The organism is Rhizobium azibense (assembly GCF_004342325.1).
Taxonomy (GTDB): domain Bacteria; phylum Pseudomonadota; class Alphaproteobacteria; order Rhizobiales; family Rhizobiaceae; genus Rhizobium; species Rhizobium etli_B.
Genome location: NZ_SMBJ01000006.1, coordinates 242,648 through 256,679, shown reverse-complemented (window position 1 = coordinate 256,679; position 14,032 = coordinate 242,648). Strand labels below are relative to the sequence as shown.

Below are 14,032 nucleotides of genomic sequence, written 5' to 3'. Positions count from 1 at the left end.
CTCAAAGCCCCTTCTCGATCAGGAGCTCGATGCGGCGGTTGGCAGCCCGGCCTTCGCGAGTGTCGTTTCTGGCAAGGGGCTGCGTTGCCGCACGTCCTTCCGATTTCAAGCGTTCAGGCGGCAAGCCGCTTGCACGCAGTAAAGCGGCAATCGTTGCGGCGCGCGCCTCGGAGAGGCGTTGGTTGTTGGATAGAGGATTAGAGGTCTGGAGCGGAACATTGTCGGTATGTCCGATGATCGTGACACTTCTGATCAGTTCGGCATTCTCCTTGATAACAGCTGCGACGGAGGCGACAAGCGGCTCGAAGCTTTTCGTCAATTCGGGCCGGGCAGACTGGAAAAGCTCCGGAGTGCTCGACTGAAGCAGGAGTGTGACCCGAGAGGCGTTTTCATTGCCCTTCAAGGCCGGCAGAAGCGCAGAAGGTGCGGCGGCACGGAACTCTGGCAGCAGCTCAAGGACGACAGGTTCGACCGGGGGCGCATCCGGTGCCGGCGCACGTTTTTCCGGCCGATAGATCTCGGCGCGCTCCGGCGGCGGTAGCGCCCGAACGAGCGTGGCAAGTTCTTCTGCCCTGGCGCCTAGCCGCGCCGACAGAAGCACGTAAATCGCCGTCGCGAGCGCCACAGCCACGACTGCGAGGACCCAGATTGGAACGGCAAAGCGGGAAGGCTCATCGGCTGCCGCGACACCTTCCCATCTGGGCGAGAGCGGCGCGCCTTCGGCATCAGCGTCGCGCAGGAAGCGAGCCGCTGCAGCGCGAACGGCGCTGATGGAGCGATCGCCCGCACGCCCTGGCACCCGATATTTGCCGCGGAAACCAAGCGCCAGACAGAAGTATTGCAACTCCAGCAGTTCACGATCGCGGCCAGGATAGCGCTCCAGCTCCTCCAGCCTTGCGAAGAACTGTGCTCCGGCGTCCACATCGCCGCGGAGCATGACGACCAGCGGCTGGCGGGGCCAGGCGCTGGAGCCGCCCCAAGGCGTGTTGAGCGCCAGATCGTCGAGCAGGGAGGCGACAGCCCAGGCGGCCGCATCTGCCTGTGCCAGGCTCGCGCCGGCGGCCACGGCCGCGTCGCGCGCCGAAACCAGCTCCTCCATCAGTCTGGTCCGCAGCGCTTCCGGATTGCCAGGTGGCAATGCATTCTCGAGCTCCGGCGCAAATTCAAGCAAGGTGGCGAAAGCGTTGATCAGCGTGTTGGGGTGGGATCGCGCGCGTCTCGCCAATGCGCCGGTGGGAATGACAGGGGGCATTGCGCCCGCCGGCGGGCGGATGCGCGTACGGCCCTGATCTTCCGAAAGGCCGAATGGATCCTCACTTGTCATGGTGCTACCTGTTTACCGAATAGCAGTCGACCTGTGGTTCGCTGGGCAAAACGCCGGAAACTCCGATCACGAACCCGGGCGAGCGCAGAAGCGATTCCCAATGCTCGCTGCGTTGATCGAGCTCAAGGCAGAGACGGTCCCCGTCGTAGGGGATTTCGCGGGGCTGCGAGTGAAGGGGCTTGAGGCGGATGCCGGGCAGTCGAGACTTCCACAGCGCCTCGAATTCGTCTGCAGCACCGACGGTCACCTGATTGACGAAGATCTTGCGCAATGCCTCGTCGGACATGTCGCACCCGACGCGCACAACGATGCGACTTGCCGTTAGCAGTTCGGGATTGTCGACGCGGACCTTCCAGACATTGGTCGCGTGCTTCAGAACCGGCAGCGCCCGCGACTTCGGCTCGACATAGCGCAGGCTCAAGATCAGCGAGCGCAATGTGTCGGCGAGTGCGGCAAAGGCCGGCCCCGGCGCCATATGCTCATAGGTGGGAAGTTCGCTCAGCCGCCGTGAGCCCGATCCGTAGGTTGCCATTCGTCCAGCCAGTCCACTGAGCTCCAGAAAGAGCTCGGCCGGATGAAAAACCTCCTGAGGAAGCATGTGGGCCAGTCGCGGCCGCGCGCTGTTGGCGAGATCGAGCACCAGCAGATTTTCCACGCTGCGGCCGGGGCCGCCAAGCACCATCTTGCCATGCGCTTCGGCTATGCGATCGAGCCCCGTGATTACCTCCTGCAGGAGCTGGCCGTAGAAGGGCACCGCGCCGGTTACGAGCGCCGGCGGCAGGAAATTTTCGGACATCGCCACACTGCCATCGGAAAGCAGCCCGGTAACGTTCGTCACCGGCATTGCCGAGTAGCCACCGGTCGCCTGCGCCGGCGAAAGGAGGAGGGCTTGCGGCCGGGCGATCTCGATCTCTTCGGGATCAGCGCCCCCGTGGACGGCATCGCGTACCCATTCGATCCGTCCTCTAAACCGCGCTCCGGTTGGTTCGCGGTGAGCCGGGTCGAAACTGGCGCCGCCGGGTGGCTCCAAGGGCAGGGCGAGCTGCACCGCTCCCGCGCCCATGTCACCGGTGATTGTCAAAGGTGTGGGGGCGTCCATCGTTTCGGGTATGGCAAACGGAGTGCCGTCCGGAAAAATGCCGCGCGCCGACGTTACCGCCACCCGCCCGGCTTCCAGCTGTGCGGCATCGAGCGTGAGGGATCTGAAACCGAAGGTCTGCAGCCGTCCAGCCTGCAGCGCGCCCCGCACCAAAGCTTCGGTATAACGGTCCTGCTGCTGGAAATGCTGCGTCCGGAGGAACAGCCCCTCGGACCAAAGCACCTTGTTGATATCCGTCATGCTGAACGCCCTCCATTCAGGCGAGCGCGAGCGCCATACCGCCGCGGCTGAGTACGACATTCGCCGTCACCGTCGATTCCGGCCTGATCGGCACGCTCCTTCGCCAGGTGCGACCGCCTGGTTCCCGGAACAGCGCGACAAGTCCGAGGAATGTGGCTTCTGGCGGGAACGCGACCGTCTTTGAGGCGCTTGCACCCGGGGCGACCGTCATTTGCTCGGACCCGACGAGGTCTGCTCCGAGCGCGCCGGCCGGATCGGATTGAAGGGCGAAAATATCGGCAGAGTTGAATTTGCCGACATCCTTCAGCCGAAGAACAAGGAGGGTCACCGGACGCTCCCCTCCACCAGCGGCAGCATTCATCCCCGCTTGTCCCGTCGCCGTGACCGTTACGGTCGACGATTTTGGCGGGCCCCCCATGCAGGCGGAAAGCGCGCCTGTCGCGCCGATCACCATCAGAAAGTCGCGTCGGTTAAGCATCAGTCGTTCTCCCTCTCTTCATAGCCGTCCCGAAAGTCGCTGCCGATCTCTCCAAGGAAGCGCGTCGACGCACTCTTGGCGATCTCGCGATAGCGTTTCTCATAAAGCTCCCAGAGCTTTGCCCGCCGGCCACCCGCAAGCAGGGCATCCAACGCCGAATGCGATTTCAGTTCGCTTTCCAGGGTCGCCGGGTCGAAGCGGTCAATCATCCGGGCGAGCGCTGCCTGGACACCGCGCCATGTTCTTACATGGTGGTGTGCGAGATCGCGGATGGAACTGCCGATGGCGGCCTCAGGAGGAAGAAAACCGGCCTGCCGCTGAGCCAGGAAGGTCGCGATCACATCGTCCACCGTGGGCAGGAATTTAAGGGGGTTGACCTCGGATGCTCCGACCACAGTCTGGGCGATCCTCGCTTCGCCCTTTTCTTCGGTGCGCTTGCGCAGGAGATGCATCAGCCCTTCCAGCATCATCCGGTATTCCCGGCCGAAATTCTCCATCTGGGCGACCGGATCGGATGTCGTGAATTCATCGGCGCCGAGCCCCAGCCCCCGCAGGAAGGCGTCGCGCAAGGCAGTTTCGGTTTGTGCCGTCCTTTCCTGCATTGGCCTTGCTTGTGGTTTCGGGGCAGGACCCGGCTCGGCTGCAGGCTCTGTGACAGGCTGCTCGGTCGGCGTGGTACTGGGCAAAGAAAAATCCCAAGCCCCTTTTTCCTGACCCGACGCAGGCAACGCATCAAGGCTGAAGGGATCGTCGAACATGGGCGTCCCTCTTGCTGTTTCGCCTCTGCCGGCTGCGGCGAACGCCCCTGCGGCCGGTTGTTCGAATGGGTCGGGCAATCCTGCTGGCCGCGGGGTGGGCGCTGCGGGCTCTTTGTGCTCGGAGAAGAAATCGTCCCGCTCGAAGCCGGCCGGCGGTGGGGAAGCCGGGTGTTCAGGTACCCGCTCCGTCGGCGTCGCTTGCAAGTCGACGCGCACCACATAATTGCCGAGTTGCAAGCGCGCTCCGTCATGCAGCGGGGCGGAGTTCCCAAATCCAAGCGGCGTGCGCGATCCATCGATGAAAAGCCCGCCGCTGGAGGTGTCCGTCACCACATACTGGCCGCGAACGCAACCGATCGTGCAATGAGCGCGTGAGATGTACATGTCGGGATCTTCGATCCGCCAGTCGGCGTCTGCGCTGCGACCGATGACCAGCTTTCCCTCGACGAGCCGCATCTGACGGACGGCTTGGGGTCGGGGCGCCTGCTCGAGAGTAAGGATCAGGCTCATCTCGAAGCCTCCGGCATTTCCGGCCGCCAGCCAATGATGGTGCGTATGCACAGATCATCTGCATCACTGCGGTCTTTCGGTCGAGCAAGCCAAGCGATGTGTCCGATCCGCGCTGCTCCCATTTTGGCCGCGGGAACTTCGTCCCGCCTGAGCACGAGCCTTACGTCGACATCGAGCCCGTGTCCCACGAGATCGCGGATTGCGGTTTGCAGGGTTGCGCGTCGTTCGCAGCCGGGCAGGAAAGCCACGTAGTCGGCAAGCGTCAGCGGGCCGATCGAAAGCTCTATCCTTTGCTGTCGCTGGAACGTCCTCGGTCCGATCGTGGCGCTTCGTCCGAGTTGCGCATGCGCGCCGCCAAGCCGGGACTGGAGCCCGTTCGGTATAGGCATCCAAGTGCCGACAAATTCGCGAAGTCGAACCGGCACCTTCAGGAGGTCGGCAAGAAACAGGGTGAGCCTTTCCGGCCCGTCTACCTGATGGGCGAGCGCCGGCGCGTGTGAGAGTTTCGTGGCATTGATAGCTGCGCGCTCACCATGTTGCTCCCTTCCGCACAAGCCAAGGCCAGCCATGGCCGCCGACATTGCTCGAATACGGCCGCCGTCGTGGCGCCTGACCTGCACCGCCGGATGAGCGTCGGCCCACGCCCGGTAAAAGAGCGCGATCATGCGATGCTGAAGAATATTCACGAAATCAACGAAGGTCGTATCGCTGACCTCGCGCATGTCCGCCCTGGCAAACCAGCGCTGCGACAGCCGATCCAGCACCCAACGTGTTAGGTAGAGGGGCATTGGACCCTCTGGCCCAAGCAAGCCAAGGTTCGAGACCGTGACGCGAGCCGGCGTGGTTTCGGTGGCCGGCTCGACCTTCGCGACATCCTGCACGGCAAAACCGAGCCGCACATGCTGTCCGAGTCGCGCCGGCTCCCGGTCCGGGCGGCCGGCCATCCCAAAAAGTCGTCCGTCGTCTTCGAGGCGCCGCAGGAGCTCGAAAAAGTCGAAAGCCTCAAGGGATGGGGCCACGTCCTTCAGATCAGGAAGCGATTGCCCGGCGCTATGGGCCATAGCACATCCTCCTGCTTTTGTATGATCCGCGCGCGGGTTCGCACGAATGCGTTGATTGCCGCATAGCGAGCAAAAAGCCTTGCCAGCAGCGCCGAGAGCAACAACGTGCTGTGCCCGGCAAGCACGGATTGGTCGATATGAAGAATAACCTCGGTGCCTCGCGCGAAACACATTGGCCCGGCAATTGCCAAGCGCTCGATCAAGGGTCGAGCCTCGACGCGGGCGACGGCGCGCACGTGCCGGTTTAGGCTTGGATCCCCGCGGTTCGCATAAAGCTCGAGCAGAGCGTGAAGTGGATCCACTCCGCGGCCCTCCTCGGCCAGGCTGAGGAAATTTAGCGAGAGTTGCGCGATGAGCCGCCAGGCGAGTTCATCGGCTCTGGAGCCTTCCGCTGCTCCAGCCGGAAGCGTCGCTGGAATCGAGGGCCACGGCGGCCGCACGGCGCCAAGGAGCTGAATAGTCTCCACGGGATCGCCGCTCTCGAGCGTGAGGGACGGCGTGTCGTCCAATATCGGTAGATCGCGATTGGTGCACAGCGCTGTCACCTCGATCCGCTTCGGTGGCCGGTCAGCTTTGGACTGAGCGGGGCGCGAAAGTGTGATGAAGACATCGTCACCTGGATAGGAGGTCCGCGTTTGCCCCTGGCGAAGCTCGTCTTCGCTCGGGCGCCGCGGGCGGCGTTCGGTAAAATAGACCCAGCCGTTTCCACGGTTCTGGCCCAGGCTGAACAGTGCCGGCATCTCCGCGTCGGGGCGCTCGGCATCGGCATCTTCGACGCGGATTGTGCGATAGATCTCGAAATCCCGTGGACGGGTGCGATCGGCGTGAAGCACTTGACGGGTGCGCCGCGCATCGAGTTCGATGACGTTGCAGCCGCGCTCGAACAGATTGATGATTGGCGTTGCGAAGAGTTCGAAATCCTTCGCTGCGATATTCGCAAGCTCGGGGATCGGACGCCGCAACAGAAAGAGCAGTTCCAGCCCAGCCGAACAACGCCGAACGACCGGCTGCAGCCCTTTGACGCGCACATAGTGAAATCTTTCCGGCGCAATGAAGTATTCCCGTAACAGCCTGTAGCCTTCGAATGTTTCGCGCGTGCGCGGCATAAGCGCTTCGTCGTCGGAGATCCCGATCATCTCCGGCTCCGGAAGTGCGCTCAGGGCGTTATCGCGCCCTTCCGGGCGGGCGCCGGTCGCAGCGCAAGCGCCAAAGAGCGTATCAAAGAGCAGCGACGCCTTGCTCTTGTCGCCAAAATACAGATCCAGACGGTCAAGCGACAAGTCGCTGAGCTTGCCTTTGCCAGTTCGATTGAAGGTGATGCTCAATGCCGCCGAACCGCTTACCCCGTCGACCGGAGCAATCCCCGCTGCTGCGAGTGCACTTCGATCCTGGATGTAGGTGACCGAGGTAATCGCGAGCGGCCAGAGCATCACATCCTGCGCCGTGGTATAGATGCACCGGGTGGAAATGCCCGGACGGACGCTCGAAACCAGCCGGGTCCCGCGCTTCACAAGGTGTCCTGCGAGCATCGTTTGAACCTGCTGGCCCGGCTTCAGCAAAGCCATGGCGGTTGCGGGCGTCGGCGAAACGAGATCCGGATAGAAATTTTCGAGCACGCTTCGTGCGAAACGGGAGCTTTCTGCATCCACCTTCTGTCGGGTGCGCGCGGCGAGATAAGCCACTCCATCCAGCAGGCGTTCGACGAAGGGGTCGGGACACGGGACTGTATCAAGAGAAAGGTTGCGTGCGATCGAGGGATGCATATCTGCAAACTCGGCAGCGAGCGCCCGGATGTGGGTGAGTTCTTCCTCGTAATACTCCAGGAAGACCCGGTCCATGGTCAGGTGTCCTTCAATTCAGTCCGCGCCGAACCGTCGTCGAGGTTGAGTATCGTGCGCAGGAGCAGCCGTTCAGGGGCCGGCGAGGTAAGCAGCAGTGCGTCGATGTCGATCCTGAGACCGGTTGCCCTGTCGCCGAGGCTGACGGTTACTTTCGTCGCGCTTTCCTTCAGCCGCGGTTCGAATGCGGCGAGCACGCTTCGGATTTCCTTCGACAGTTCGTCGCGATCGAAGTCACGGGAGGAACGGCCGGAGAAGGGGGGCACACCATAATTTATGACACTGCGGCGAACTTCCGGGAAATCCTCAAGCGACGGAGGGTTGTCGCCAGCCTGATCTGCCTCGAAGTCCGTCAGGAGCGGCGTCGATTCGAAGCGTTGGGCATTAAAAAGCGCCTCGATATCGCGCCGCACTGCCTCGCGCAGCACATCGGTCGAGACGACGACGCCGCGACTTTCCAGTTCCGCCTGGCGTCGCTCGAGAGAGAACAGACGGTGTATGCTCTTCTTCTGCTCGGCGGTGATATCGGCAGCGGCCTCCATTTGGTGAAGACCTGCGGCAACCAGCCCGTCCAGACGGTCGGGGTCTATTTCTTTCTGGATCGCCTGCCGAAGTTGGTTGATTTCCGAGTTGAGCCCCGGCAGGTCGTTCACCAGGCGATCCCACAAGGACGGCTGGATCGCTTCTCGAGTCGCCCGCAGGTGCCCGCCGGGTCTCGCCTTCCTTCCAAATCCTTTTTGCCAGCCGTCACTTGCCGACATAGACATCCATCTCGACCTCGTCCTTGTCGTCGTAATTGAAATTGATGTTCTTGTAAGCGAAGCCGACGCGCTCTTCGATCACATCTGGCTCCTCCTCACTCGGCTTCATGGTGTAGTTGGTCACCGAAGCTTCCTTCAACGTGATGACCAGGTAGTCGCTCGTTTCGCCCTCTATCGTTCTGCGCGCTGAAAACTTGACCTCGTCCAGAAGCTTGTTTTCGAACAGAGCCTTCTTCAGATAGGGCGAGGCCTTGTCGTAGTGCTTGATAAAATTGAGCATGCCCATGCTGACGCGGCCTCTCCGCGATAGCGAATTCGGATCGTAAGGAGCCTGCATTTCAAACTCTACTCCGTGGACCTCGATTTCGTCTTCGTGGCCGTCGCGAACGCTTGGCCCCGTGATGTCAGGTACCTTGAGAAAACCGTCGATTTTCATGAATAACCTCCCATGGGCTAAATGTTGTTCAGGACTTCATAGACGGCAGCTCCGAAACGAGCCGGAGCGAAGCATTGATACCTTCCAGTTGGTAGTGGGGTCGCAGGTAAAACCGAGCATTGTACCAGCCGGGGCGACCCTCCACGCTGTCAACCTGGACCTCGGCAGCTGCAAGGGGACGTTTTGCGCGGGCTTTTTCGTCGGCAAAGGCGGGGTTGGCGAGAACGTAGCGGTTGATCCACTCCGTCAGCCAGATCTGCATGTCGGCACGTTCCTTGAATGAGCCGATCTTATCCCGTGCGATCGCTTTCAGGTAATGGGCGAAACGGGAAACCGGGAAAAGGTAGGGCAGATTTGCGCTCAGTCTCTCGTTGGCCTGAGCATCCGGATCGACCAGACGGCCGGCTCGCGCCTCGTCGTCTTGCAAGGAATGGGCGCCGATGAAGGCGGCAATATCAGTGTTCTTTCGATGGAGGATCGGCATCAGCCCGAGCTTGGCGAGCTCGGCCTCGCGCCGATCGTCAATGGCGACCTCGGTCGGGCATTTCATCGCCACCGTCCCGTCGTCGGTCGGGAAGTTGTGGACGGGAAGATTGATCACTGCCCCGCCGTTCTCGACCCCACGGATTTGCGTGCCCCAGCCGAACAGCTTGTGGCTGCGGTTGATGTTGACCCCCATCGGGAAGGCCGCGTTCATCCAGACATACTTATGATGGTCGCCCTGTACCTCTTCCTCAAAGGCGAAGCCCTTTACAGGAACGGTTTCTGCGCCGTAAGGCAGCCTCGCCAGCACCCGTGGCATTGTCAAGCCAATGTAGCGGGCGTCCTCGCTCTCGCGCAGTGACTGCCACGAGGCATAGGCCGGCGACGACACGATCTGTTGCAGGTCCTGAGGGTTGGGCAGTTCCTGCCAACTTTCCATGCGGAACAGACGGGGGGCGGCGGCGGCGATGAAAGGGGTGTGCGCCGAGGCGCAGATGCCGGACATGTTGCGGAGCAGACCGGCATCCTTCGGATGATTTGAGAATTCGTAGGCCCCGATCAGGCAGCCAAAGGGGTTGCCGCCGAGCATCGAGTATTCGTCGGTGTAGACTTTCTTGAATATGGGACTTTGGTCCCACATCTGACCCTCGTAATCCTCAAGGGTATCAGCCAACTCCTCTTTCGAAATGTTCATGACGCGGATCTTCAACTTTTGATCCGTCTCGGTATTGTTCACGAGGTACCACAGTCCGCGCCATGTGCCTTCCATCTGAAGCACTTCAGGCGCATGGAGAATCTCGTTGGTCTGCTCGGTCAGCAGCTTGTCGATGCCGGCAATCAAGGACTTGATCGATTTGATCGCGTTGGAAGAGATGACGGTCGATTCTGTGCGGCCGCGCGCAGCAAGCGCCAGATTTTTGACCAAGGTTTGAAGCTTGTCGCTGTCATCTTTCTTGACCTTGAAGTCCTTTTCCAGAAGTTCGCTGAATTCCTGAAGGTCGACTTCTTTGGTTTCCGTGACACCAACCGCAGCGGCTCTTTCCTGTTCGGCCATGGTTCAGACCTCCGACTTGCTGCTATCTTCGAGCGCCTGATCGGCGATCTTTCCCAACAGGGGCTCGTTGTTCAAAAGTTGCGCGATGCGTTTTTCGGCGTCGATGCGGCCATCCATGAAGCCAAGCAATTCTTCAAGTTGGCGGCGCATTCTCAAAAGTTCTGCAAGCTGCGGAACTTGTTCGGCAATACGATCCGGCGCGAAATCGGCCATGCTCGTAAAGGTCAGGTCCAGCGCAAGCTCTTCGTCGCGCTCTTCGCCGATCGGTTGAGGAAGGGTGTTTCTCACGCGCGCTTTGACGCGCGGGCTGAGGGCTTCCATGAAACGACCGAACCTGTTTGCGTCGGTTTCGACAAAGGAGCGGTCGCGGACGGACTTGCGAGCCTCCGGCGTCTCGGAGGCGCCGGCGAGATCAGCCATCACGCCCATCACGAACGGCAACTCGATGGTGGTCGGGCTGCCGTAAGTTTCGACTTCGTAAGCGATCTGGACGCGAGGCGCCCGGTTTCGTTCAATAACTTTGGCCTTAGTTTCGCTCATTGGTGGTCACCTTTCGTCCCAGGGACAGGTTTTTTTCTTTCCGGCACGCCGGCCAGAAGCCGGAATTCCTTCAAACCGGAGGGCGCCAGGTCCTCCATGAGTTCCAGAAAATCCATCGGCACCATACGTTTGATCCTGTGCGCCAGATGGGGAATGGGACTCGACGGTTCGGTGCGGTCGTAGAAGGCAATGATGAGGTCGATGCACTTTGTGACGTCCTCGCGCGAGGTGAGCCGCGAGGGAAAGACTGCCGGTGCTCCGGCATAGGCGGGTGCTGCGTCAGAGTTCGTATTTGCAGACGCGGTCTCACGATCGAGCGTTTCCTCGTTTGCAGTTTCCTGCCTGGGGCTGGGCCTGGCGCGCTCAAGCGTCGAGATCACTCGCTGCAGGAAGCGGCTCAGATCCGGCAAGCTCACGCGCACATCACCGCCGATTCGCCGATTGAGAGACGTCTCGAGAGCCTCCATCGCCGTGGCAGCAGCGTTTGCGCTGACGATAAGCGCGGCTGCCTCGTCCGCGGCTTGTTCCGCAAACGCCGCACAGCCGATCCTCACGCGATTTAGTAACTGGTCGTGCTCGCTTACGAGCGACGCCGTCTCTGCCTCGCTCAGTCCGGGTGCAGCCTCGTTGAGAACGGTTCGGGTGTCGAGAGCCCCGCGTTCGAGATCGCGTCCTGTGACTGGGCCGACGCTACGCGGCGCAAAGAAAGTCATCTTGCGAAGATCGCCGAGCAGCCCATCCTTGTCGTTTTGGAGTTGGAGAAGAGCATTGGTCCGGCGTAGCGCGGCATCCCGTGGCGGCAAGCCCTCACGAAGTTCCGGATGCATCGTTTCCCAATGCATGTCGAAGGTTCCGGTGATCAGGTTCAAGCCTTCTGCGAGGCCAGCAAGGCCCTGTTCGTTTGCCAGGGCGCGCGTCACGATCACGAGGAGCCTCAGATCCCGTCCGTGCTGGCGCAACTCTTCTGATTTTCGAAGGACGATCGACCAATCGACAGGGACCTCGGTCCGTGAGACCGGGTTATTGCGTTCATCGCGGCTGATTTCTATCTGTGGCTGCACAAGACGTTCCAACTCGTGGAAACGCCCGTCATTCCGCAAGCTTTCGCCTGACGGGTTGTCGCCGTTCAGTGGACTTAACCAGAGAGCCGAGTTGAACAACAAATTCCCCCCGATAACCGACTAATATTCCCCTACCTTCTTGCTTTTACCACAAGTTCTTGGCCTAGACTAATGCAACGTATCTTCGAGTTGTAATTAATTACGAGTATCGATGAGCCGGGTGGTCATCGAAAGGATCGAGACATGACCGGCCGCTATCACTGCACGCAAATCTTCGGCAAAGGACTTGGTGGACTCGGTTGTTGGCCGAAGTTGTGAAAAAAGTGGCCGATCGGTCTGCATGGCAATTATCAGGGTTCTGCCGAAGGTGTTGTCGACGGCGAAGGTGAGCTTTGCGGGGTCGGCCGCACCCTCTGCCGTCGGATAGGCAACCCGGATGGTGCGCATTCCGTCCGACACGGTCCCGACCTTTGCGATTGCGTGATCGGGTCTCTTGATGTTCGGAAGGACATTGAAGAGATTGCCAGTGACGTCGGCGATGGCGACCCACAGATACCCCTTGTCAACCGTAGCCGGCGCAAGCACATCGATGACCGGATTGTCGCCAACTGTATAGATGCCCGACATGTTTGGCTCGGATCTGTCGCCATAGCCAAGAACGATCGTCATCTGACCTTGCGGCGTATCCGGCAACAGCTCTTGAACAACGCACAGTTGGCGGCTGAGCACCGTGGCATCGAAGCGCAGCTCGCGATCTCCGACACGGGGTGCGAGAGCCTGCTGGATGGCTTCGAGGTCGCCGCTTGAAGCGACGTCTCCTTGGACGGAGATCGTCGATCCGAGGGGAAAGGTACCGCCCTCCGGTTGTTGAACGCGCAGTGGACCGCAAGTCTCCAGCGGCACGATAAGCGGTTTCAGTTGGTCCGGCGACAGATCTCGCGGACCGGCCGCAATACGGGCAACAGGCCTGTATCCGGCCGCTTCTGCCACTTCATTAAATCGCGTAACGGCAGCTTCGCGTCCGGTTTTATCGGGTGCGAGGCCCGTCAGGCGGACCGTTCGATCAGCTATTTCGAGCTTCCACTCGTCGAGCGGAACGGCGGCCGAAAAAAGCACATCGACGTCCTGCGCCCACCGTTCGGATGGAGCGCCTTGGGCGAGTGTGAGGGCGTCGTTGGGTGGGGGAAGGCCGACGGTGCGGGCGAAGTTTGCCAGGATTGCCTGATGCTGGTTGGCATCGGGTGCGAAACCGGCAAGCGTGGGCCGGCCCTGGCCGTCCACTCCGGCGGTCAGCTTGTAAGGCGTAGCGATCGGCAGGGTCTTCGGAGACAAGCTCTGAAAAACTCCGAAAAACCAAAGGCCGGCGATCGCCGCCAGCACCGCGAGAGGCAGGATTGCAAGCCAGGCCCGCCACTTGGATTTCGTGCCGCTCCCGTCCGGCTGTGCTTTGGCGAGACCAGCTTGCAACAGCTCCCCGATTTCCCTGACGACCGCGGCAGCACTCGGTGGCCGGTGGGTCGGGTCAGGCTGAGTGAGGTCGTCGATCAGTGACTTAAGCGGCTCTGGAACGCCCGAGGTGTCAAGCCGGCGCTCCTTATGGCGGACGACCGCGCCCGGACTCATTCCGACGTCTGGAACCTTTCCCCGAAAGGTTGCAAGCAGCGATGCGCCCAGGGCATAAAGGTCGGAGCGCGGCTCCGCTTGCCCATGCATCTGCTCCGGCGCGGCATATTCGTACTTGCCCGCAAACTCGTTGCCGACGATCGTGCGCGCCCCCGTGTTGCTGTCCTTGGCGATACCAAAATCGATAATGACGGCTTCCTCCGGCCTGCCGTCGCGGAGGATGATGTTGTCGGGGGAAAGGTCGCGGTGGACGATCTTGCGCTCATGCGTTGCGACAAGGCCTTCGGCCACTCTTTTTGCCACGATCAGCAGATCTCGCGGGGAAGCCCCGCCCTGTTCGAGCCACTCACTGAGCGGCGTGCCGGCAACATAGTCCATCACCAGATAGACGTGGCCGTCGCCGGTCTGGCTGCAGTCGGTGTAGCGCACGACCGCGGGGTGGGAGATGCTGCGCATCTCCTCCTCTCGCTTCATCAGCTCCAGATAGCCGGCATTTGCCGAGAGCTCCCGTTTCAGCGCCTTGAGCGCTACCACCCGCCCGGTGATCCGATTGCTTGCCCGATAGACCTCACCCGTTCCACCGCGGCCGAGAACACCCTCGATCTCATAGGTGTTGTTGAGCAACTGTCCTTTGCGGAAGATGTCGCCAGGCAGTGGATCAATCATCTGGAGCCTCCCAGCGCACCCAGTGGAAACCACGCGACATAATATTCATCAAGAACACGCGGGTCGGATATTTGTCAAGAATACTCTAATGTGGCACGCT

At 61.1% G+C, this 14,032-nt stretch carries 12 protein-coding genes; all 12 read right to left on the bottom strand.

What is annotated here, in order from left to right; all coding sequences use genetic code 11:
* Nucleotide 1: 1 nt before the first annotated feature.
* The 12 genes from icmH to EV130_RS16865 all read right to left on the bottom strand — a co-directional run bounded on the left by icmH (nt 2) and on the right by EV130_RS16865 (nt 13,932).
* Nucleotides 2-1,324 (bottom strand): type IVB secretion system protein IcmH/DotU, encoded by a 1,323-nt coding sequence (gene icmH, locus EV130_RS16920; RefSeq protein ID WP_074064411.1) that lies wholly within the window; start codon nt 1,322-1,324, stop codon nt 2-4.
* Nucleotides 1,325-1,328: 4 nt separating this feature from the next.
* Complete coding sequence (tssK, locus tag EV130_RS16915) at nt 1,329-2,663, bottom strand: type VI secretion system baseplate subunit TssK (protein ID WP_074064412.1); 1,335 nt, start codon at nt 2,661-2,663, stop codon at nt 1,329-1,331.
* 16 nt (nt 2,664-2,679) lie between these two features.
* Nucleotides 2,680-3,141 (bottom strand): type VI secretion system lipoprotein TssJ, encoded by a 462-nt coding sequence (tssJ, locus tag EV130_RS16910; protein WP_074064413.1) that lies wholly within the window; start codon nt 3,139-3,141, stop codon nt 2,680-2,682.
* On the bottom strand, nt 3,141-4,409 hold the full coding sequence (tagH, locus tag EV130_RS16905; protein ID WP_132550796.1) for a type VI secretion system-associated FHA domain protein TagH: 1,269 nt from the start codon (nt 4,407-4,409) through the stop codon (nt 3,141-3,143). The genes tssJ and tagH overlap by 1 nt, the downstream gene beginning before the upstream one ends.
* On the bottom strand, nt 4,406-5,470 hold the full coding sequence (tssG, locus tag EV130_RS16900) for a type VI secretion system baseplate subunit TssG (protein WP_132550794.1): 1,065 nt from the start codon (nt 5,468-5,470) through the stop codon (nt 4,406-4,408). Before tssG ends, tagH begins: the two co-directional genes overlap by 4 nt.
* A complete protein-coding gene (gene tssF, locus EV130_RS16895; RefSeq protein ID WP_074064416.1) occupies nt 5,434-7,308 on the bottom strand; it encodes a type VI secretion system baseplate subunit TssF in 1,875 nt (624 codons plus the stop codon). Before tssF ends, tssG begins: the two co-directional genes overlap by 37 nt.
* 2 nt (nt 7,309-7,310) lie before the next feature.
* Complete coding sequence (gene tssE, locus EV130_RS16890; RefSeq protein WP_132660963.1) at nt 7,311-8,069, bottom strand: type VI secretion system baseplate subunit TssE; 759 nt, start codon at nt 8,067-8,069, stop codon at nt 7,311-7,313.
* Entirely contained in the window at nt 8,056-8,505 is a 450-nt protein-coding gene (locus EV130_RS16885; protein WP_132550790.1) for an Hcp family type VI secretion system effector, read from the bottom strand. Before EV130_RS16885 ends, tssE begins: the two co-directional genes overlap by 14 nt.
* A 28-nt stretch (nt 8,506-8,533) precedes the next feature.
* Nucleotides 8,534-10,042, bottom strand: coding sequence for a type VI secretion system contractile sheath large subunit (gene tssC / locus EV130_RS16880; RefSeq protein WP_074064419.1), 1,509 nt, complete (start codon nt 10,040-10,042; stop codon nt 8,534-8,536).
* A 3-nt stretch (nt 10,043-10,045) separates the two neighbouring features.
* Complete coding sequence (tssB, locus tag EV130_RS16875; protein WP_132550788.1) at nt 10,046-10,582, bottom strand: type VI secretion system contractile sheath small subunit; 537 nt, start codon at nt 10,580-10,582, stop codon at nt 10,046-10,048.
* On the bottom strand, nt 10,579-11,742 hold the full coding sequence (gene tssA / locus EV130_RS16870; protein ID WP_132550786.1) for a type VI secretion system protein TssA: 1,164 nt from the start codon (nt 11,740-11,742) through the stop codon (nt 10,579-10,581). The genes tssB and tssA overlap by 4 nt, the downstream gene beginning before the upstream one ends.
* A gap of 96 nt (nt 11,743-11,838) precedes the next feature.
* Nucleotides 11,839-13,932, bottom strand: coding sequence for a serine/threonine protein kinase (locus EV130_RS16865; RefSeq protein WP_132660892.1), 2,094 nt, complete (start codon nt 13,930-13,932; stop codon nt 11,839-11,841).
* Between the last annotated feature and the right edge of the window lie 100 nt (nt 13,933-14,032).